Below are 20,114 nucleotides of genomic sequence, written 5' to 3'. Positions count from 1 at the left end.
GGAGAGGCCGTGCTGCAAGATCTGCTGGAGGGCGCCGGACGCAGCATCGTGTTCGGTCTGGTCGGCATCGGTTTGATGGCCGTCGGTTATGTGCTGATCGACCTGCTCACTCCGGGCAAGCTGCGTGACCTGATCTGGCTGGAGCGCAACCCGAACGCGTCGCTGCTCCTGGCCGCCAACCAACTCGGCATCGCGGCGATCGTCTTCACCGCCATTTTCACGAGCTACGACTCGTTCGCCCAGGGGCTCGCTTCCACGGTGCTGTTCGGGCTGATCGGCATCGGCATCATGGGGCTGGCGTTCCTCGTCCTGGACTGGATGACGCCCGGCAAGCTGGGCGAGGTCATCTGCACCCCGGAACGGCACGGCGGCGCGATGGTCAGCGCGGCGTCCCACTTCGGTGCGGCCCTGATCGTCTGCGCCTGCATTTCCTGACCTCACCACCGCTTTCACGACGGGCGCACTCCTCCTCGGGGTGCGCCCGTCGCGCTTTCCCGCACCAGCGCACACGGTGTTGACGGCGGTTTCCCGCACCAACGCACACGGTGTTGACGGCGCTTCCCGCACCAGCGCACACGGTGTTGACGGCGGCGAGCATGTCTCCGGCAAACCGCACCCGATAGCCTCGACGTGTGGGCACCGCACTTGTGATCGAGAACGATCCGACCGACGACCTCCGCCGCCTCGGGGACTGGCTGACCGAGGCCGGGCTGGAGGTGACTGTGCTCCGGCCATATGCGGGAGACGTCCTGCCGGAAACCCTCGACGGATACCTCGCACTGATCGTCCTCGGCGGCGACCAGAGCGCCTATCCGGACGCCGCCGGCGATCCCGGTGCGCCCTGGTTCCCCGCCCTGGAGGGGCTGTTCCGCAAGGCGGTTCGCTACCGGGTGCCGACCCTCGGCATCTGCCTGGGCGGCCAGCTGCTCGCCTCGGCGCACGGCGGCCTGGTGGAGCGCAGCGCCGCCGGTCCGGAGATCGGGCCCGGCCTGATCGGCAAGCGTGACGCCGCCGACAAGGACCCGCTGTTCAGATGGGTGCCGCTGCTGCCGGACGTGATCCAGTGGCACCGGGACGAGATCACCGAGCTGCCGCTCAACGCGGTGCTGCTCGCCGCCTCCAGCCGTTTCCCGCATCAGGCGTTCCGGATCGGTGACCGGGCCTGGGGCGTGCAGTTCCACATCGAGTGCGACGCCGAGATGTTCGCCGACTGGACCCGGATCGGTGGGCCCGAGCTCGACGAGCTGGGTTACGACCCCGAGCTGGTGGCGGCGGCGGTCGCTGGAGTCCTGGCCGACGTGGAGGAGGTCTGGCAGCCGTTCGCCGTGCGTTTCGCCTCGCTGGCCCTCGGCACGCTGCCCGACGCCGACATCCCGGATGCCGGCACCGGCCGGACCCTGCCCCTGCTGGGGCAGTGATGACCAGGCCCTCCCGGCTCGCCCGGTACGGTTTCGCCGACAACGGGGCCCGCGCCACCGACCTGCTCGGGCCGGAGGGCCTGCGACTGTGGGACACCGAGTCGAAGGGCCCGGTGGACGGTGCCGCCGCCGATCTGCTCGAGTCACTCTCCAAGGCCGCCGACCCGAACCTCGCCCTGCGCCAGCTGCACCGCCTTGTCGAGTCGGTGGGCCGGGCCGCCGAGCGGGCCAACGGTGCCCGGCCGGCGGGTCCCAGCGGGTCCCTGGTCCCCAACGCGGCGACCGACGAGATCCTCAGCACCCTGCACCTCGATCCCGGCCTGCGGCGCCGGCTGGTCGCGGTGCTGGGCGCCTCCGCCACGCTCGGCGATCACCTGGCGGCCAACCCGGACGAGTGGCGCACGCTCGCCACCAGCCGCAGCGGGATGCCGCCCGACGCCGAGGGGCGCCTCGCGCTGGGCGATGCCCGGGGGGAGGGCGCGGAGGGGGAGGGCGCACAGGATGCGAGTCCGCCGAGCGTTCCGGAACTGCGCCAGGCGTACCGGATCTCGCTCTTGCGCATCGCCGCAGCTGATCTGACCGCCGGTCGCGGCCTGGAGCCCACCATGGCCGCGCTCTCGCGCCTGGCGGACGAGACCCTGGCCGCGGCCTACACGATCGCGGTCGCCGGCCTGCCGGCCTCGACGCCGGAGCCGCGCCTGGCGGTCGTCGCGATGGGCAAGTGCGGCGGCAACGAGCTGAACTACGTCTCCGACGTGGATGTGATCTTCGTGGCGGCCGGCGACGAGGATCTGAGCGCGGCCACCACGATCGCGGCCCGGCTGATCGAGATCTGCGGCCAGGTGGCCTGGCCGGTGGATGCCGCGCTGCGACCGGAGGGCAGCCGTGGCCCGCTGGTGCGCACCCTGGCCAGCCATCAGGCCTACTACCGGCGCTGGGCCCGGACCTGGGAGTTCCAGGCGCTGCTCAAGGCCCGTCCGGCGGCCGGTGACCTGGCCCTGGCGCAGGAGTGGATCGCCGACCTCGCGCCGCTGGTCTGGCACGCCGCGGAACGGCCGGAGGCGGTGGCCGACGTCCGCGACATGCGCCGCAAGATCATTGCCAACGTGCCGCCGAAGGAGCTGGACCGGGAGATCAAGCGGGGTCCGGGCGGCCTGCGCGACATCGAGTTCGCGGTGCAGCTGCTCCAGCTCGTGCACGGCCGGGTGGATGAGACGCTGCGCGTGCCGGGCACGCTTCCGGCGCTGCGCGCCCTGGTCGCCGGCGGTTACGTGGGACGCCAGGACGGCGAGACGCTGTTGCGCGGATATCGATTCCTGCGCGCCGTCGAGCACCGGCTTCAACTGCAACAGCTCAAGCGTACGCACACGGTGCCCGACGATCCGGACGGTGTCCGCTGGCTCGCGGCAGCGCTCGGCTACACCGCCGTGCCCGGCCGGAACGCGGTCGAGGCGTTCCGGTCGGACTGGGTCGGCCACGCCGCGAACGTCCGCCGCCTGCACGTGAAGCTGCTCTACCAGCCACTGCTCGAAGCGGTCGCCCGGGTGCCGGCCGAGGAGCTGCGGATGACCGCCGAGTCGGCCCGCAAGCGGCTGGAAATCCTCGGTTTCGAGGATCCGGCGGGTGCCCTGCGCCACCTGGAGGCGCTGACCGGCGGGGTGACCCGGACCGCCGCCATCCAGCGCACGCTGCTGCCGATGCTGCTGCAGGACTTCGCCGACGCGCCGGAACCGGACCGTGGCCTGCTCAACTACCGACACGTGTCGGACAAGCTCGGCAGCACCCCGTGGTATCTGCGACTGCTGCGCGACGGCGGCCCGGTGGCCCGCCGGCTGGCCCGGGTGCTGAGCCTCTCCCGCTATGCGACGGACCTGCTCACCCGCGACCCGGAGGCGTTGCGCCTGCTCGCCGAGGACGGTGAGCTGCTGCCCCGGCCGCGGGAGTCGCTGCTCGACGGGTTCGCGGCGGCCGGTGACCGGCACGCCGATCCGGTCAAGGCGATCGCCGCCGTCCGCGCGCTGCGCCGCCGTGAGCTGTTCCGGCTGGCCTGCGCGGACATCCTGCGCCACGGTGACGACCTGGCCCCGGACCGCCCGCTCGACATCGGCGACATCGGCGTGGCCCTCTCCGACGTCACCGACGCGACGCTGAGCGCGGCGCTGCGGATCGCCCGGCGGGCCAAACCGGCTCCGGACGGCCTGCGCTTCGCGATCATCGGGATGGGCCGTCTCGGCGGGTACGAGATGACCTACCCTTCCGACGCCGACGTGCTCTTCGTCTACGCGCCGCCGCCGGGCGCACCGGAGAACAACTCCAGCGCCGCCGCCCACGCGATCGCCGAGGAGCTGCGGCGGCTGCTTCAGGCACCCGCACCCGACCCGGCGCTCGGTGTCGACGCCGACCTGCGCCCCGAGGGCAGGCAGGGTCCACTGGTCCGGAGCCTCCAGGCGTACCAGCAGTACTACGCGCGCTGGTCGAAGGTGTGGGAGGCGCAGGCGCTGCTGCGGGCCCGGTTCATCTGCGGCGACGCCTCGCTGGGCGAGGAGTTCGAGAGACTCGCCGACAAGATCCGCTACCCGGCCGAGGGCCTCAGCCGCGAACAGGTGGTCGAGATCCGGCGGATCAAGGCGCGGGTGGAGACCGAGCGCCTGCCGCGCGGCGCCGACCCCAACACACACACCAAGCTCGGCCGCGGTGGGCTGGCGGACGTCGAGTGGGCGGTCCAGCTCCTCCAGCTTCGGTACGCCTACGCGCACCCGGAACTACGCCGCACCAGGACCTCCGAAGCACTCGACGCGGAGCTGAACGCCGGACTTGTCGAACAGGCCGACGCCGAGGCGATGACGGCGGGCTGGACCCTCGCGGCCGAGGTCCGCAACGCGCTCACCCTGGTCCGCGGCCGCCCCACCGACCAGCTTCCCCGGCACGGCGCCGAGTTGGCGGGCGCGGTACTCCTGCTGGGCGGTGGCGACCCGGGCGAGTTCGTGGACCGATACCTGCGCCTGACCCGGCGCTCCCGGGCGGCCATGGAGCGCGTCCTCGAGCAGTGACCCGGCAGGTCAGCACGGCTCGGACTGGCCGTCACCGAGCAGGATCCGGTACGCACCTCGCGTACCGGTGAGGATGTAGCCGATCTGCCAGAGCGTGCAGGTCTCCTCCGGCCGCCCCTCGGGCCCGTCGCCGGCGTCCTGCTCACTGCGGAACGTCACGTCGGCCCGCAACCGGCCGTCGCCGAGGCGGGTCAGGCCGCGCAGGACCACGTCGGAGTCGCGGGCGGTCGCTGTGCCGTCGGAGAACTGGGCCATCTGCTTGGTGTCTCCGGGGTCGAACTCGCCGGCCGGGTCGAACACCTCGCCGACCGTCTCGTAGTCCTTCGCGTTGATCCCGGTGAAGTAGGTCTCGAACATGGCTGCCACGTTCGCGGCCCGCGGATCGGTCACCGCCGGATCAACGATCACCAGCTTGGCGGAGGTCCTCTCGGTCACGGTCGGCTCGGGAACCGCCGCCGCCTCGGTCGTGGGCGGGGCGGCCCGCTGGGCGGCGGGCTGGTCCTCGCCGGAGTTCAGCAGCCGGGGTCCAGCCAGCAGTGCGGCGGCCGCCAGCGCCGCCACCAGGACCGCGATCGGCAGCGCGGGCACCAGCCGGCTCCGCCGCGGCTGCTCGGGTTCCAGCGGGTCGGCGGGTTCCGGTATCCAGGTGACGCTGGGATCCGCCTCCTGTTCCGGTTCCGGTCGCGACGGCGCGGGCCGGGACCAGCCGGGTGCCGGGCCGGGCATCGCGGGCGGGGCGTTCCGGGGCGCCCGGGGTAGCCCGGTGCGGAATCCCGGTGCCGGTGCCGGTGATCGGGACTGGGACGGCATGGGCTGCTGGATCGGCATAGGCTGTTGGATCGGCATGGGCTGTTGGATCGGCATGGGGTGCTGGATCGGCATCGGCTCCCGGGGTGGTGGCGGCTCCCAACCGGCGAGCGTGGGCTCCCAGCCGTCGGGTTCGGCAGTGGTCGGCACCCAGGGCGCCGGCATCGACGGGGCGGACCGGCCCGGTGGCGGGCCCCACCGGGCCGGTTCGACGTCGCGCCCGATGCCCGCCGCACGCGGATTGCCGCACACCGTGCAGCTGACCGGCAGGCCGGCGTTGGTCTCGCCGCAGTTCGCGCAGATCCACATCCGACGATCGCCTCCCGACATGGGTCTGAGGCTTGCCGGAAATCTGCCGGATCGCTAGGTGCTGTCCCTCGTACGGTCGCCTTTCAGCGCCGTTTTCCGCCGATCGGCCGACCCGGGTGACAGATCAAAAGCTGAATCAGTTGGTGGCGGCGATGACCCGGGTGAGGGCTTGATGTACGGCTCGGAGCTCCTCGATCGGCATGCCCAGCCGCTCCACCACGGCGGGCGGGATCCGCTCGGCGTCGGTGCGCAGCTCCCGGCCCCGCTCGGTGAGGGTGATCGCCAGGCTGCGCTCGTCCGCCGGGTCCCGTTGCCGGTGCAGGTAGCCGATCGACTCGAGGCGCTTCAGCAGCGGGGAGAGGGTGCCCGGGTCGAGCTGGAGCAGCTCGCTGAGCCGCCGCACGGAGAGCGGCGCGTGCTGCCAGAGCGCGAGCATCACCAGGTATTGCGGGTGGGTGAGGCCCATCGGTTCGAGGAGCGGGCGGTAGATCGCCACGACGCTGCGGGCGGCGACCGACAGCGCGAAGCAGACCTGCTGCTCCAGCGCCAGGGGGTCGGAGTCGGCCGGATCACTCACTTGCGCATCTCCCCAGGTTCACGGTTATCCTACCAATAGTTGGTGTACCAACTATTGGCCCACAAACCTTCGGAGGGCGAGCATCGTGTCGAAGTTCTCGCAGTGGTTCCACCGGACGTTCGACGACTGGTTCTTCCGCTCGATGATCGGCCCGGCGCAGACCAAGGGTGCCGTCCACGGAGCCGACCACTTCGCCCGCGAGCAGTGGAAACGTGACCTGGAGAACCGCAAGCGCTTCACCCGCGAACAGCGCGAACGCAAAAGCGCCGAGCGCGACGCCCACAAGCCCTCCTGACTGGCGAAGCGGTCAGAACAGGCTGCTGGTCAGGGCGTATCGCCCGGCAGCCGGCACCCGCACCCGGGTCCAGTCGCCGTCGGCGGACACCGAGGCGCCGCCGGACACGGTCACCGAGCGGTGGTGGCGCGCGCGCACAGCGATCTCGCCGGCGGCCGGTGCGTCGAACACGATCGACGCGCCGTCCTGGCGGACCAGCGTGGCCGGTGCCGCGACGATCGGCCGCGGATCGGTTACCGCATAGAGGCGCCAGGAGGCGTCGGTCCAGACCAGGGAGAGGTACGGCAGACCCTCCGTCACCAGCCGAGCCTCCTCTCGCCCCGGCCAGGACAGCTCGGCGTCCGGTACGGCCACGAACTGCACCGCCTGCTCGTCCAGCCACGCCCGGTAGCTGTCCGCAGTCAGCGCCACGCCGGTGCCCGAGGCTCCCGGAACCGTGGTGAAGAAGAGCGGGTTCCGGTCGATGTCTGCCTGCCGCAACCAGCCCCGGGCCAGCGGGATCTCGCCCATGTGGGCCGCTTCCCAGTAGGACCGGGTCGGCGGGATCTCGACCCGACCGGTCAGCCTCTCCACCGCCAGCCGTTCCCGCAGTGGCGCGAAGTAGGCCGGGTCGGAGGTGGGGTTGCCGATGTCCCGCACGTCGTCGATCACCACCGGCGGCTGCCACCAGAAACCGGCAGCCAGCAGCACCGGGAGCAGGATCCGGCCACGCGCCGGCACGACGCTGGGAAGCTGAGGGCGGGGCGGCGCGGCTCGGGATGGGGCGGCGCTGGGTGGCACGGCGCCGGAGGACGCTGCGCGGGTCAGCGCGGCGCGGGTCAGCGCGGCGCGGGGCAGGGCGGCGCAGGCGGCCAGCACCGGCAGGCCGAACATCACCGCGAGCCGGGTCGCGTTCAGCCCGACCGGCGTGTGGATCAGGGCCGCGGCCAGGACTCCGGCCGACGACAGGAGCGCGCCGAACCGTACCGCTCGCAGCGGCACGAGAGCCGCCACGACCAGGCCGGTGACGACCGCACGCACGGTGTCGGTGCGGCTGATGTTCATCCACCCTCCGTCACCGAAGAGCAGCGACATCATGGCGAGCGGCAGGGCCGCGGGCAGGGCCAGGAGCAGGCCGTCGCGGCGCCGGCCGGCGAGCATCAGCGCGACTCCGGCCAGGCCCGTGAACAGCCCCGCCACCGGGCTGGTCGCGCCGGCGAGGAGGGCGGCGAGCCCCGCGAGGCGGCGCAGCCGGGGGACCGTGATCAGGATCAGGGCCACAAGACCCAGGCAGACCCCGATTCCGTACGTGACGCGCCCACTCACCAGGTTCCCGGCGAAGGCGACCGTCCCGAAGATCGCGCCGAGCCACGGCCGGGCCACCCCGGTACGCCGGAACAGCACCGCCAGCAGCACGGATCCCGCGACGAGCGTCAGGGCGCCGGTCACGCGTACGCCGAGCAGTGCCATCACCGGCTGTGACACCAGGCTGTAGCCGAACTGTTCGACGCCCGCATACCACCGCAGGTCGACCGGGGTGGCGCCGTGCGCGGCGAAGAAGCCGGCTCGGGCCTGTTGAGCGGCGAGGTCGGAGCCCATCGGCGGCAACAGCAGATAGGCGGCACCGAGAGCCGCCGCCACCAGCGCGGTGCTCCACTCCAGCCGGTGCCGGGCCCACATCACGCCGACAGTACCGGCTGACCGGGGGTAGCAGCGTGTCACGGTAGGGTCGTCGCCATGCCCGGTCCGTCGCTCGTCCGATACGCGGGGCTGGCAGGCACTCTGCTGCTGGCGGTGGCGGCCTGGCAGGGCGGGGCGGACACCCCGTGGGAACCCACGGTGACGCCGCGCACCATTCTCGCCGGGCAGGACGGCCTGCTGCTGCCGCTGACCTGGCTGGCCGGGACGCTGCTGCTGATCGGTGCGTGGTGGATCGGGCGGCGGATCGTGCCGTCGGTTCGCTGGGCCTATGTGACAGCGGGGCTGTGGGCGCTGCCGCTGCTCGCATTCCTTCCGCTGGGCAGCTACGACGTCTACTCGTACGCATGTCAGGGCTGGCAGCAGGCGGCCGGGCTCAACCCGTACGCCGGCGGTGTTGATCTTGTGGGTTGTCCCTGGGCTGACGCCGTCTCGCCCACCTGGCGCACCTCCCCGGCGCCCTACGGCCCGGTGTTCCTGGTGCTCGCCGCGGTTGCCGCGAAGCTCGGTGGCTCGCTGACCGGGACCGTCGCGCTACTCCGGCTGATCGCCGTGCTCGGTGTCGTGGTGATCGGCTGGTGCCTGCCGGTGCTGGCGCGCCGTGCCGGTGCCGACCCGGCGCGCGCGGTCTGGCTGGTGCTCGCCTGCCCGCTGGTCCTGATCCATCTGATCTCCGGCGCGCACAACGAGGCGGTGATGGTCGCGCTGATCCTTACCGGACTGACCGTCGCCGCAACCGGGGACAGCACCCGTCGCATGCTGGTGGCGGGCGTGCTGCTGGGCCTGGCCGTCGGGGTGAAGGCCACGGCGATCGTGGTGCTGCCGTTCGCCGTGCTGCTGTTCCCCGGCCGGTTCTGGCGGGCGGCCGCGAGCCTGGCCGGAGCAGCGGTGGCCGCTGTCGCTGTCGTGTCGTTCGGGTCCGGCCTCGGCCTCGGCTGGGTGACCGGGCTGGCCGGCAGCGGTGTCTCGGTGCAGTGGACGGCACCGCCGACAGCGGTCGGGATGACCCTCGAACTGATCGGCGTGCCGGGCGCTGTCGCCGTGACCCGGATCATCGGCCTGGTCCTGCTCGCCGTGGTGCTGATCGTGCTCTGGCTGCGCGCCCGCTCCCGTGACCCGCTGGTGCACGCGGGCCTGGCGCTCGCCGCGACGGTGCTGCTCGCCCCGGTCTTCCACCCGTGGTACGCGCTCTGGCCGCTCGCCGTTCTCGCCGCGACGCTGCGGCGGGACACCCTCTGGCTGGTCGCACCGTGTGCGGTGGCCGCCGCCCTCTGCCTGCCGGACGGCTACAACCTGGCACTGGCGAGCAAGGCGCAGGGCGCGATCGCCATGACCCTGCTCGCCGGATATCTGATGTGGAAAGTGCTGCATGAAGCGAATCGCGACAGTTCTCGGCTTGGCGTCGGTCACGGTGGGGCTGATCGTCCTCGCCGGGATCCGTAACGAGTTCTTCGACTCCAAGGTCTACTACGGCGCGGTCGAGTACTGGTTCCGCGACGGTGGCATGGTCTACGACTGGATGCGGGCGGGTACGCCGTACGGCTTCACCTACCCTCCGTTCGCGGGCCTGGTCATGATGCCGATGGCCTACCTGCCGTTCCCCGTCGTCGTGGTGCTGGCCACCCTCGGTACCGTGATCACCACCGCGCTGCTGACCTGGTGGCTGGCCGGCCCGCTGATCCGGCGCAAGGGCTGGACCCCGTGGTTCGCGTTCGCCGTCGCGCTCTGCCTGGCCCTGAGCTTCGAGCCGGTACGCGAAACGATCACCTTCGGTCAGGTCAACACGCTGCTGCTCGCCCTCGTCACCGCGGACATGCTGTTCGGCGTCGCGAAGGGCCGAAAATGGGCGGGCGCCGGCATCGGCCTGGCCGTCGCGATCAAGCTGACTCCCGGTGTCTTCCTGCTCTACCTGCTGGTCACCCGGCGGTGGCGGGCCCTGACGACCGCGATCGGCGCCGCCGCCGGGGCGACAGTGCTCGCCGGCGCCCTCTTCGTCGACCAGTCCCGGGAGTTCTGGACCTCGGCGCTGTGGGACACCAACCGGGTCGGGCTGCTCTACTACCTCTCCAACCAGTCCGAGCGAGGGTTCCTTGCCCGGCTGCCGATCGAGACCATCGAGTCGAAGGTCTGGCTGGCCGGTGTCGTGGCGACGCTGGGCTTCTGGGCGTGGCGGGTGGCTCGCGCTCCCGGGGACGTGGTCGGCGGGCTGGCCCTCACCGGTGTCCTGGGCTGCCTGATCAGCCCGGTGACCTGGATCCACCATTGTGTCTGGCTGATTCCGGCGCTGATCAAGTGTGTCTCCGAGGGCCGGGTCTGGCTGGGGGCGTCGGCCTATCTCGTCATGACCTCACACGTCACCTGGCTGTGGGAGAAACGACCCCGGCCACCGCTGGAACTCCTCGGCGGCAACATCTACGTCTGGTTCAGCCTGGCCCTGCTGATCTGGACGCCCCTCGGCGCCCGCCGCTCCTCCGAGGTCCCCGAACCCGACAAGGTCAGCGCATAGCACCGACCTGCGCTGACGCCGGCTGATACGGCGCCGGCCCCGGTGTCAGCGCTGTGTCAGCGGCCGCCGCCATGGTGTCCGCATGGACACCACACATGCGATCGTCGCCGAGGGCCTGGTGAAACGCTTCGGCGACACCACGGCGCTGTCCGGCGTCGACCTGGCCGTTCGCACCGGTACGGTGCTCGGGCTGCTCGGCCCGAACGGGGCCGGCAAGACCACAGCGGTCCGGGTGCTCTCCACCCTGATCCGCCCCGACGCCGGGCACGCCACCGTCGGCGGGTTCGACGTCGTCCGCCAGTCACACCAGGTCCGTACGCTGATCGGGCTCACCGGCCAGTACGCCTCCGTCGACGAGACCCTGAACGGCACCGAGAACCTGATCATGATCGGCCGGTTGCTGGGGCTCTCCCGCCCGGACTCCCGGGCCCGCGCCAGGGAGTTGCTGGCGCGTTTCGACCTGCTGGACGCCGCCGACCGGGCCGCCGGCAAGTACTCCGGTGGCATGCGGCGCCGCCTCGACCTGGCCGCGAGCCTGGTCGGCAACCCGCGCCTGCTCTTCCTCGACGAACCCACCACCGGCCTCGATCCGCGCAGCCGCAACGAGGTGTGGGACATCGTCCGCGACCTGGTCAGCGACGGTGTGACGGTGCTGCTCACCACCCAGTACCTGGACGAGGCGGACCGGGTCGCCGACGAGATCGTCGTGATCGACCACGGGCGGGTCATCGCCACCGGCAGCCCCGAGCAGCTCAAGGCGCGCACCGGCGCGCAGACCGTGACCGTACGACCGGCGGCGCCGGAAGACCTGGAGAAGGTCACCGCCGTGGTCCGGCAGATCGCCGCGGGCGAGGTCGACGTACGCGGTGACCTCGTCGTCGCCCCGGTTGCCGACCCGGGTGCCCTCACCCACCTGGTCCGCCGGCTGGACGACGCCGGGCTGACCGTGGCCGAACTAGCGCTGCGCAGCCCGAGCCTCGACGAGGTTTTCCTGAGCCTGACGGGAGTGGTGGCATGAGCACGATGGTCTTGCGCAACACCGGGACTCTGGCCTGGCGGACCCTGGTTCAGCTCAAGCACAATCCGTTCGAGCTGATGGACTTCAGCTTCCAGCCGGTGATCTTCCTGCTGCTCTTCACGTACGTCTTCGGCGGCGCCATCGCCGGCTCGCCGGGTGAGTACCTGGCGTTCGGCTTGGCCGGGATCATCGTGCAGAACATGCTGTTCTCCACGCTCAACACCGGCGTCGGCCTCAACACCGACATCAGCAAGGGCGTCTTCGACCGGCTCCGGTCGTTGCCGATCTCCCGCTGGGCGCCGCTCTCCGGCCGCATCGTCGCCGACCTGATCAAGCAGGCCTGGGCGATCGTGCTGCTCCTGGCGGTCGGAACCCTGCTCGGATTCCGGATCACCACCGGCCCGCTCGAGGTGCTCGCCACGTTCGGCCTGCTCCTGCTCTTCGGCTTCGCCACCTCGTGGCTGCCGGTCCTGGTCGCGATGATCGCCAGCGCGCCGGAGAAGGTACAGATCTTCGGCTTCGTGCTGATGTTCCCGCTGACCTTCGCGAGCAACGCGTTCGCGCCGGTCGAGACGATGCCCGGCTGGCTCCAGGCGTTCGTCAAGGTCAACCCGGTGTCGATCCTCGCCGACGCCGTCCGTGGCCTGCTCACCGGCGGCCCGGTCGCCGCGCCGGTCACCCGGTCACTGATCTGGGCCGCCGTCCTGCTCGGCATCTTCGCGCCACTCTCCGTCCGCGCCTTCCGCCGCCGCGTCTGAGCCGGAGGCGGCGAGCGCGCTCGTCATGGTGACCCCGTCGCCCCGCCGGAAGGCCGCGTCGAAGCCCGCGTCGCCCAGTGCGCCGCGGGCCTCGCGCGTGATCCGCTCGGCGTCACTGATCGTCCGGTCCACCGACCCTCGCACCGACTCCGCCGCACCCAGCAGGTACGCCGCCCGCGCCGGATCCCCCTCGCGCAGGGCGAGGTCGGCCATGCCCACCATCACCTGGGCGATCACCGGCGAGTCCTGGACCTCGGCCGCGAGCCGCATCGCCTCCCGGTGCTGCTTGCGAGCGAGCGCCAGGTCACCGGCGGCCCCCGCGATGAGCGCCCGGGTGCTGTGGGTGATGGCCCGGAACTGGGGCGCGAACGTGGAGCCCTCGATCAGGCGGGCAGCCTCCTCGTTGTGCTCGCGAGCAGCCGCCAGGTCGCCCTCGGCCCTGGCGATCGTGGCATGACCGTGGTGCACGGAAGCCATCACCTCGGGAATGCCGATGCCGCGCGCGTACCGCCGGGCCAGCTCGAGCATCCGGTGGGCTTCCTCGCGGTCGCCGGCCAGCCACAGCTGACACGCCATCTTCACGGTCAGCTGCGGCAGGTCCTCCTGCAGACCGACCTCCTCGACCAGCGCCAGCGCCTCCCGCTGCCAGCCCAGGGCCAGGGCGAAGTCACCGCGCGCGGCGGTCAGGTCGGCCAGCGCGCTGAGCGTGAAGCCGATGCCCCAGCGTTCCCCGATCGTCCGGAACCCGGCCAGGGCGGCGCGCAGATCGGCCTCGGCCTCGGCCGGCTCACCGAGGTTGAGCCGGACCTGGCCGATGAACATCCTGGCGACGGCGCGCAGCCACGGGTCCGGATCGGCGTCGAGCGACTCCGCCCCGCCGAACGCGCCGGCGTTCACCATCCCGGAGTAGATCATCGCCAGCGGGGTGAGCAGGCGCAGCACCGGATGGTGGTCACGCACCCCCTCGGCGAGCCGTTCAGCCTCCCAGAACGCCGCCTTGACCTCGCTGAACTGCATCGGCCCCTCGACACCGTTGAGCGCCGAGAACACGTACGCCAGAGCCAGCTCCGCCACGTACCTCGGCTCCGTTTCGGCCCGGACCTGCGGCCCGCTCATGGCCAGCACCTCGACACAGAGCTCCGAGCCCTCGGTGCGGTGCCCGCGCAACCACCAGTACCAGCCCAGGTTGGCCACCAGCGAGACCGCGGTCTCCCGGTCACCCGCGGTGATCGCGTCCCGGACCGCGGCATGCAGGTTGTCGTGCTCCTCGCCCAGCCGACGCAGCCACTCCAGTTGCCCGGCACCGCGCAGGCGCGGCTCGGCCGTGCGGATCAGGGCGAGCAGGTGGGTGGCGAGCGCCGTGCGCATCAACGCGGTCTCGCCGGCCTCGTCCAGGCGCTCCAGGCCGTACTCCCGGATCGTCTCCAGCATCCGGTAGCGGCCGTCGCGGCCCAGCACCACGAGCGACTTGTCGACCAGCGCGCCGATCACGTCCAGCCCGGCACCGCAGACCTCCTCGACGGCGGTCACCTCGGCACCGCCGGGAAGTGCCGCCAGCCGGCGCCACAACTGTTGCTCCGGCTCGGTGAGCAGGTCCCAGCTCCAGTCCACCATCGCGCGCAGCGTCTGGTGCCGGGGAAGCGTGGTCCGGCTACCGCCGGTCAGCAGGCGGAAGCGGTCGGCCAGGCGGTCGGCGAGGACCGTGACGGGAAGCGTACGCAGACGAGCCGCCGCCAACTCGATGGCCAGCGGCATCCCGTCCAGCGCCCGGCAGACGCGGATCACCGGTTCCGTGGTCTCCCCGGTCAGCTCGAAGCCGGAGGCGCGGTCGAGCAGCAGCCGGACCGCCGGGAACCCGGCCGCCGTGCTCACGTCGGCCCCCACCGGCGGCAGGGCCAGCGGCTCCACCGGGAACAGCAGCTCACCCGGGATACCCAGCGGCTCCCGGCTGGTCGCGATCAGGCGCACGCCGGGTGAGAAGCGGAGCAGCACGTCGGCCACCACGGCCGCGGCGTCGATCAGGTGCTCGCAGTTGTCCAGGACCAGCAGCATCTCCCGGCCGGCGAGGGCGTCGCGCAGGCGTACCAGAGGGGGCAGCGACTCGACAACGGCGCCTCCACCGGGGCGGGTGAGCGTCACCTGACCACGAAGGTTCAGCGCCGTCAGCACCGCTTGAGGAACTTCAGCCGCGTCGCGTACCGGAGCCAGCTCCACCCGCCACACCTCACCCGGCAGCCGGGCGCCCACCTCGACGGACAGCCTGGTCTTCCCGCTGCCGCCCGGACCGATCAGGGTGACCAGCCGATGCCCGCCGACCAGCTCGCGCACCCGGCGCACGTCGGCGTCCCGGCCGACGAAGCTGCTCACCTCGGCCGGCAGATTGCCGCGCGGCGCCGTTCCCCGCTCGCTCCTGAGCAGCTCCAGGTGCAGCTCCACGAGCTCGGCCGACGGATCCGCGCCCAGCTGATCGGCCAGGCGGCTCCGGGCCACCTCGAAGACCTCCAGGGCCCGCGCCGGATTGCCGGCCCGCCGCAACGCCCGGATCAGCAGCGCGATCAGGGTCTCGTCCAGCGGATGCGCCGCGACGAGCGCCTCCAGCTCGGGCACCACGTCCCGGTGAGCCATCTCACCGGCCAGCCAGTCCCGCTGCGCCGCCCGTCGCAACTCGGTCAGCCGCACCGCCTCGGCCGCGGCCACCTCGGGGAACTCCAGGTCGCCGCGCCACAGCGCCAGTGCCTGTCCGGGCGCACCCGCGGCAAGCTTGGTGAATCGGTGCGCGTCCACCCGGTCCGGATCGGTGACCAGGCGATATCCGGTCGGTGTGGCTTCGACGAGCAGCTCCGGCGCGGTGCGCCGAAGCCGGGAGACGAGGGCTTGGAGCGCGTTTCCGGCAGCTGCGGGCGGCGCGTCACCCCAGACCCCGTCGATCAACCGGTCCGCGGAGACGGTGCGCCCGGCGTCGAGGGCGAGAAGAACCACGAGGGTACGCAGACGCGCGCCCGCCACGGGCAGGTGCTCACCGGTGCCGGTACGCAGCTCCACCGGTCCCAGCAGCGCGATCTCCACGTGTTCGATTCTGCCGTGCCTCGCAACCCCGTTGTTTTCGCCGGCCCGCGGTCCCCGGTCTTTCGCCTGTGCCGGTTCTCGTTTGGCAGACTTCGCTGGTGATGTTCGAGGTGCTGGACGGGACGGCCGGGCTGACGCTCAGCGAGGTCGCCCACGTTCTGGTGCCCGGTCACGGCCGGAACGCCGACGCGACAGGCCTCAACCCCGGCGGTGTCGAACGCTGCCGGGTGGCGGCCGAACTGCACCACTCCGGCCTGCCCGGCGTCCTGGTCTGCTCCGGTTACAAGTCACCGATCGACCGCAAGGGCGACCCGTGGCCGCTGTCCGGCGAGGTCTTCCACGGCGTACCGGAAGCCGATCTGATGCGCTCCTGGCTGGTCGCGGCCGGCGTACCGGACGAGATCATCCGGGTCGAACGGCACTCCGTCGACACCGTGACGAACCTGCTCCGCGCCGAGCACGAGGGCCACTTCGGCGACAACCGGCCGGTGGCGATCGTCGCCCAGCGCGCCCACCTGCGCCGCATCCTGACAGTGATCGCCCCGCGCGCGCTACGCCGCCCCTACCTGGGCGTCGTCGTTCCCGAGCCGGAACCGCGGCCGGAGCACCCGATCGCCGGCGCGATGAGCAACCTGATCAGCCTGCGGCTGCTGGCTGATCCGGAGCGCGCGATCAGAACCGCGACCCGGCGCGTGGAGACCATGTGGCGGGTGGCTCGTGCGCTGGGCCGGCGTGGCTACCACTGAGTCGCTATTTCCCGAACCTGTTGTGCTGGGTGCCGTGGTCGCCGATCTGCACACCCTGCGAGTCGGTGACTTGCACGCCGGCCGCCGGGGTGGCCGCCGGGGACTGCTGTTTCCAGCTGCGCCAGGCCAGCACCGCGCTGAACGCGCCGAGCAGCAGCGAGATGACTCCCACGCTGATCGACACCCACTTCTCGGCCCGGTCCAGGCCCTCTCCGGTGAGGAAGACGATCACACCACCGACGCCGAGGACGAGGAGCAGCCCGGCAGCGGCCGCGGTCAAGGTACGTCGCATCCCTCCATCATGGCCCGGCCTGTGCCGGTCCGGGCTCCTTCTGTTCCGCGGTCTTCTGTTCCAGGGCCTTCTGTTCCACGGCCTTCTGTTCCACGGCCTTCTGTTCCACGGCCTTCTGTTCCACGGTCAGGGTGACGGAGCCGTCCGGTTCGTCGGCCCAGCCGACGACGACGCCGGAGGACAGTGACCGGCCGCCCATCGGATAGCGGAAGGGAGCGCCGACTACCCGCTCCCTGGTGTACTCGCGGGCGAACTCCGGCTTCATGCGCATCTCGTATCGCATTGACGAAACGCTAACCCCCGAAGGGCGCGGGCGCGTCCCTCGTGAAGGTGAAGCGCTTCGCATTGGCTTGATTACGTGCGTGCGCTTCCTCGCGTAACGCTCAGATCGGTCAGCGGCGCACCCGATAGCGCAGGTGAAGCACCCGGTTGCCCGGAAGCGCCACATCAGGATCCTCCAGCAGGTGCTGCGCGTCGACCGACCCGAAGTAGCGCTTGCCGGACCCGAACACGACGGGTGCGACGTCCATGCGCACCTCGTCGACCAGGCCCGCGGCAAGTGCCTGGCCACCGACGTCGCCGGCGGCGACCTCGACCACGCGGTCACCCGCAAGCTCCCGCGCCTTGGCCACGGCTGCCTCGACGCCGTCGACGAAGTGGAACGGCGCCCCGGGGTCCCAGCCCTCCGGCGCTGGCCGGTGAGTCACGACGACAACGTGGTCGATCCCGCTCGGAGGCTTCCCGTCCCAGCCGTCCGTCAGGTCGAAGACGTGGCGGCCGGCGATCGTCACCCCGATCTGGTCCCAGTACGGCCGGGTGTAGTCGTAGGACGTCTGCGACACCTTCAACATGCCACTCTCGTCCAACGGGACGTCACCGCTGGTCAACCAATCGAACAGCGGTCCGGGCTGGTCGTTCTCGTCCGCGATGAAGCCGTCCACCGACACCGAGGCGTACATGATCACCTTGCCCACGGGGCTCTCCTCTGCTCTGGGTTGCCCCTCAAGTTAGCGTTTCGTGAGCCGGTGTTCTTGTAAGAAATCAATCGGACGGCAGCGGCCAGCCGTCCAGGGTGTGGCCCGGATGTTCGCGCAGGAACCGCCGCCGGACTTCGACGTACCGGGTCGGCGTGAGCCCGGTGAACGCCCGGAACTCGTGGCCGAAGTGGGCCTGGTCGAAGTAGCCCGCGCCGCTGGCGAGGTCGCCCCAGTCGATCGGTCCGGCGGGGTCGATCGCGAACGCGGTAGCGGTGAAGCGATAACTGCGGGCCAGCTGCTTCGGCGTGACGCCGATGAGCTCCTTGAACCGCTGTGCCAGATGAGTGCTGCTGACACCGGCTGCCACCCGCAGGTCGCCGATCGCCACCGCCCCGCTCGTCGCCGCGATGACGCTGCTCGTGCGGCGGACCAGCCCCAGACCGGCGGTCTCGCACAGCCGTCGCATCAGCTCCTCCTCGAGCAGCGTCAGCATCTCCTGCGGTCCGTCCGCCGTGGCCAGCCGGTCCCGCAGCTCGGCGACGGCGGGCCGGCCCCAGGCCTGTTCCAGCGTCACCGGCCGGTCACACAGCTCGGCCGCGGGCATGGGCAGGAAGGGCGCCGGCCCCCACGGCTTGAAGTGCACGCCGACGGACCGGGTCTCCGGCGGATAGCCGAACTCGAAGGCGCGACTGGGCGTGGTGACCACGCAGCCGTCGGCGTACTCGGCCGTCTCGATGTCGCCGCCGCCGCGGATCCGGAACGGCGCCCCGAGGTTGACGATGAGCAACGCCGCCGGACTCGCCGGCAGCGTCAGCCGGGCGTACGGCGGCGCACCCTCCAGGTAGTAAAGGTCGTCGATCAGCCCGTCCAGCGGCGGTCGCGGCACTCTGGACACGTACTCCACACCCACAGCATCGCCGACGCCCCGCCGGCCTCGCGCGCCGGGACGGCCCCGCCGCCGGCATCCCTCCCCGGCTGGCACTGGCGCAGGAAACCCCGGAGCCCGAACCCACGCACGGGCGGCTACGGCTGGGACAAGCGAAACGGCGGTCATGCCGGGCCGAAACCGGGCATGACCGCCGTCAGCGGTGGAGTACGGGTCAGACGTTGTAGTACATCTCGAACTCGTGCGGAGTGGGGCGCAGGCGGACCGGGTCCACCTCGTTGGTGCGCTTGTAGTCGATCCAGGTGGAGATCAGGTCGTCGGTGAAGACGCCGCCGGCGGTGAGGTACTCGTGGTCGGCCTCGAGGGAGTTGAGGACGCCGTCGAGGGAGGCGGGGACCTGCTTGACGCTGCCCCACTCCTCCGGCGGGAGGTCGTACAGGTCCTTGTCGATCGGGGCCGGGGGCTCGATCTTGTTCTTGATGCCGTCGAGGCCGGCCATCATCTGGGCCGAGAACGACAGGTACGGGTTGCCCGACGGGTCCGGCACGCGGAACTCGACGCGCTTGGCCTTCGGGTTGCTGCCGGTCACCGGGATGCGGGTGCAGGCGGAGCGGTTGCGCTGCGAGTAGACCAGGTTGACCGGGGCCTCGTAGCCGGGCACCAGGCGCCGGAACGAGTTGACGGTCGGGTTGGTGAACGCGAGCAGCGACGGCGCGTGGTGCAGGAGACCACCGATGTACCAGCGGGCCATGTCGGACAGTCCGGCGTAACCGGTCTCGTCGTAGAACAGCGGCTCGCCGCCCAGCCAGAGGCTCTGGTGGGTGTGCATGCCGGAGCCGTTGTCACCGAAGAGCGGCTTCGGCATGAAGGTGACGGTCTTGCCGGCGGCGCGGGCGGTGTTCTTGATGATGTACTTGAACAGCTGCATCTGGTCGCCGGCGTGCAGCAGGGTCGAGAACTTGTAGTTGATCTCAGCCTGGCCCGCGGTGCCGACCTCGTGGTGCGAGCGCTCGACGGTGAAGCCGGTGTCGATCAGCTGGCGGACCATGGTGTCGCGCAGGTCGGAGTAGTGGTCGACCGGCGAGACGGGGAAGTAGCCACCCTTGAAGGTGGTCTTGTAGCCGAGGTTGCCGCCCGCTTCCTCCCGGCCGGAGTTCCAGGCGCCCTCGATCGAGTCGATGTAGTAGAACGCCTGGTGGGCGGACGTCTCGTGACGGATCGAGTCGAAGATGTAGAACTCGGCCTCGGCGCCGAAGTACGCGGTGTCGGCGATGCCGCTGGAGGCCAGGTACGCCTCGGCCTTCTTGGCCACGTTCCGCGGGTCGCGCGAGTAGGCCTCGCGGGTGAACGGGTCGTGGATGAAGAAGTTCAGGGCGAGCGTCTTCTGGATCCGGAACGGGTCGACGAACGCTGTCGCGACGTCCGGGAGCAGCATCATGTCGGATTCGTGGATGGCCTGGAAGCCGCGGATCGAGGACCCGTCGAAGGCGAGGCCGTCGGTCACCACACTGTCGTCGAACGACTCGACCGGGATGTTGAAGTGCTGCATCACACCCGGGAGGTCACAGAAACGTACGTCGACGAACTTGACGTCCTCGTCTTTGAGGTATCGCAGGAGTTCCTCGGGATTGGCGAACACACGTCCTCCTGGCACAGTTTTCCGATACCGGGCGGCACAGGCCGCCACCTGGCAAGGCTGGTCGCGACGTTATGGGTACGGAGTTGCCTGGGC

At 71.2% G+C, this 20,114-nt stretch carries 18 protein-coding genes; 9 read left to right on the top strand and 9 right to left on the bottom strand.

The window, feature by feature from the left end; all coding sequences use genetic code 11:
* The first annotated feature begins 9 nt into the window (after positions 1-9).
* The 3 genes from ACFQV6_RS32860 (at position 10) to ACFQV6_RS32850 (ending at position 4,468) form a co-directional block, all read left to right on the top strand.
* A complete protein-coding gene (locus tag ACFQV6_RS32860) occupies positions 10-435 on the top strand; it encodes a DUF350 domain-containing protein (protein ID WP_378031537.1) in 426 nt (141 codons plus the stop codon).
* Positions 436-632: 197 nt separating this feature from the next.
* Positions 633-1,418 (top strand): type 1 glutamine amidotransferase, encoded by a 786-nt coding sequence (locus tag ACFQV6_RS32855; RefSeq protein WP_378031536.1) that lies wholly within the window; start codon positions 633-635, stop codon positions 1,416-1,418.
* Positions 1,418-4,468 carry a bifunctional [glutamine synthetase] adenylyltransferase/[glutamine synthetase]-adenylyl-L-tyrosine phosphorylase gene (locus ACFQV6_RS32850; protein WP_378031535.1) on the top strand — a complete coding sequence of 1,017 codons (3,051 nt, stop codon included), beginning with the start codon at positions 1,418-1,420 and terminating at the stop codon, positions 4,466-4,468. Before ACFQV6_RS32855 ends, ACFQV6_RS32850 begins: the two co-directional genes overlap by 1 nt.
* 9 nt (positions 4,469-4,477) lie before the next feature.
* Here the strand turns inward: ACFQV6_RS32850 and ACFQV6_RS32845 are convergent, their stop codons facing one another.
* Entirely contained in the window at positions 4,478-5,605 is a 1,128-nt protein-coding gene (locus ACFQV6_RS32845) for a hypothetical protein (RefSeq protein WP_378031534.1), read from the bottom strand.
* A 115-nt stretch (positions 5,606-5,720) separates the two neighbouring features.
* Positions 5,721-6,161, bottom strand: coding sequence for a MarR family winged helix-turn-helix transcriptional regulator (locus ACFQV6_RS32840; protein ID WP_378031533.1), 441 nt, complete (start codon positions 6,159-6,161; stop codon positions 5,721-5,723).
* Positions 6,162-6,246: 85 nt separating this feature from the next.
* Between ACFQV6_RS32840 and ACFQV6_RS32835 the strand changes: the two genes are divergently transcribed.
* Positions 6,247-6,456: a hypothetical protein gene (locus tag ACFQV6_RS32835; protein ID WP_378031532.1), complete on the top strand. Its 210-nt coding sequence runs from the start codon at positions 6,247-6,249 to the stop codon at positions 6,454-6,456.
* Between the two features lie 12 nt (positions 6,457-6,468).
* On the opposite strand, the gene ACFQV6_RS32830 is transcribed toward ACFQV6_RS32835, so the two are convergent.
* Complete coding sequence (locus tag ACFQV6_RS32830; protein WP_378031531.1) at positions 6,469-8,115, bottom strand: hypothetical protein; 1,647 nt, start codon at positions 8,113-8,115, stop codon at positions 6,469-6,471.
* A gap of 57 nt (positions 8,116-8,172) precedes the next feature.
* Here ACFQV6_RS32830 and mptB point away from each other — a divergent pair, with 57 nt between their 5' ends.
* The 4 genes from mptB (at position 8,173) to ACFQV6_RS32810 (ending at position 12,415) form a co-directional block, all read left to right on the top strand.
* Entirely contained in the window at positions 8,173-9,576 is a 1,404-nt protein-coding gene (mptB, locus tag ACFQV6_RS32825) for a polyprenol phosphomannose-dependent alpha 1,6 mannosyltransferase MptB (RefSeq protein WP_378031530.1), read from the top strand.
* Complete coding sequence (locus ACFQV6_RS32820) at positions 9,503-10,639, top strand: glycosyltransferase 87 family protein (RefSeq protein ID WP_378031529.1); 1,137 nt, start codon at positions 9,503-9,505, stop codon at positions 10,637-10,639. The genes mptB and ACFQV6_RS32820 overlap by 74 nt, the downstream gene beginning before the upstream one ends.
* Before the next feature lie 82 nt (positions 10,640-10,721).
* Complete coding sequence (locus tag ACFQV6_RS32815; protein WP_378031528.1) at positions 10,722-11,657, top strand: ATP-binding cassette domain-containing protein; 936 nt, start codon at positions 10,722-10,724, stop codon at positions 11,655-11,657.
* The gene (locus tag ACFQV6_RS32810; protein WP_378031527.1) at positions 11,654-12,415 is read left to right on the top strand and encodes an ABC transporter permease; all 762 of its coding nucleotides are present in this window, start codon (positions 11,654-11,656) and stop codon (positions 12,413-12,415) included. Before ACFQV6_RS32815 ends, ACFQV6_RS32810 begins: the two co-directional genes overlap by 4 nt.
* Here the strand turns inward: ACFQV6_RS32810 and ACFQV6_RS32805 are convergent.
* A complete protein-coding gene (locus ACFQV6_RS32805; protein WP_378031526.1) occupies positions 12,341-15,481 on the bottom strand; it encodes a BTAD domain-containing putative transcriptional regulator in 3,141 nt (1,046 codons plus the stop codon). The two genes, ACFQV6_RS32810 and ACFQV6_RS32805, sit on opposite strands and share 75 nt — an antisense overlap.
* 101 nt (positions 15,482-15,582) lie before the next feature.
* Between ACFQV6_RS32805 and ACFQV6_RS32800 the strand changes: the two genes are divergently transcribed.
* Positions 15,583-16,227: a YdcF family protein gene (locus tag ACFQV6_RS32800; RefSeq protein ID WP_378031570.1), complete on the top strand. Its 645-nt coding sequence runs from the start codon at positions 15,583-15,585 to the stop codon at positions 16,225-16,227.
* Positions 16,228-16,231: 4 nt separating this feature from the next.
* Here the strand turns inward: ACFQV6_RS32800 and ACFQV6_RS32795 are convergent, their stop codons facing one another.
* The 5 genes from ACFQV6_RS32795 to glnA all read right to left on the bottom strand — a co-directional run bounded on the left by ACFQV6_RS32795 (position 16,232) and on the right by glnA (position 20,021).
* The gene (locus ACFQV6_RS32795) at positions 16,232-16,519 is read right to left on the bottom strand and encodes a hypothetical protein (protein WP_378031525.1); all 288 of its coding nucleotides are present in this window, start codon (positions 16,517-16,519) and stop codon (positions 16,232-16,234) included.
* A 7-nt stretch (positions 16,520-16,526) separates the two neighbouring features.
* Positions 16,527-16,802, bottom strand: coding sequence for a hypothetical protein (locus ACFQV6_RS32790; protein WP_378031524.1), 276 nt, complete (start codon positions 16,800-16,802; stop codon positions 16,527-16,529).
* Between the two features lie 109 nt (positions 16,803-16,911).
* Positions 16,912-17,493, bottom strand: coding sequence for a dihydrofolate reductase family protein (locus ACFQV6_RS32785; protein ID WP_378031523.1), 582 nt, complete (start codon positions 17,491-17,493; stop codon positions 16,912-16,914).
* Between the two features lie 67 nt (positions 17,494-17,560).
* Entirely contained in the window at positions 17,561-18,400 is an 840-nt protein-coding gene (locus ACFQV6_RS32780) for a helix-turn-helix domain-containing protein (protein WP_378031522.1), read from the bottom strand.
* 196 nt (positions 18,401-18,596) lie between these two features.
* Positions 18,597-20,021, bottom strand: a complete 1,425-nt coding sequence (glnA, locus tag ACFQV6_RS32775; protein ID WP_378031521.1) for a type I glutamate--ammonia ligase — start codon at positions 20,019-20,021, stop codon at positions 18,597-18,599.
* Positions 20,022-20,114: the final 93 nt, after the last annotated feature.

This window comes from Actinoplanes sp. GCM10030250 (genome assembly GCF_042666575.1).
Lineage (GTDB): Bacteria > Actinomycetota > Actinomycetes > Mycobacteriales > Micromonosporaceae > Actinoplanes.
Note: the sequence above shows the minus strand (reverse complement) of the source record. Positions and strands in the feature narration are given on the sequence as shown.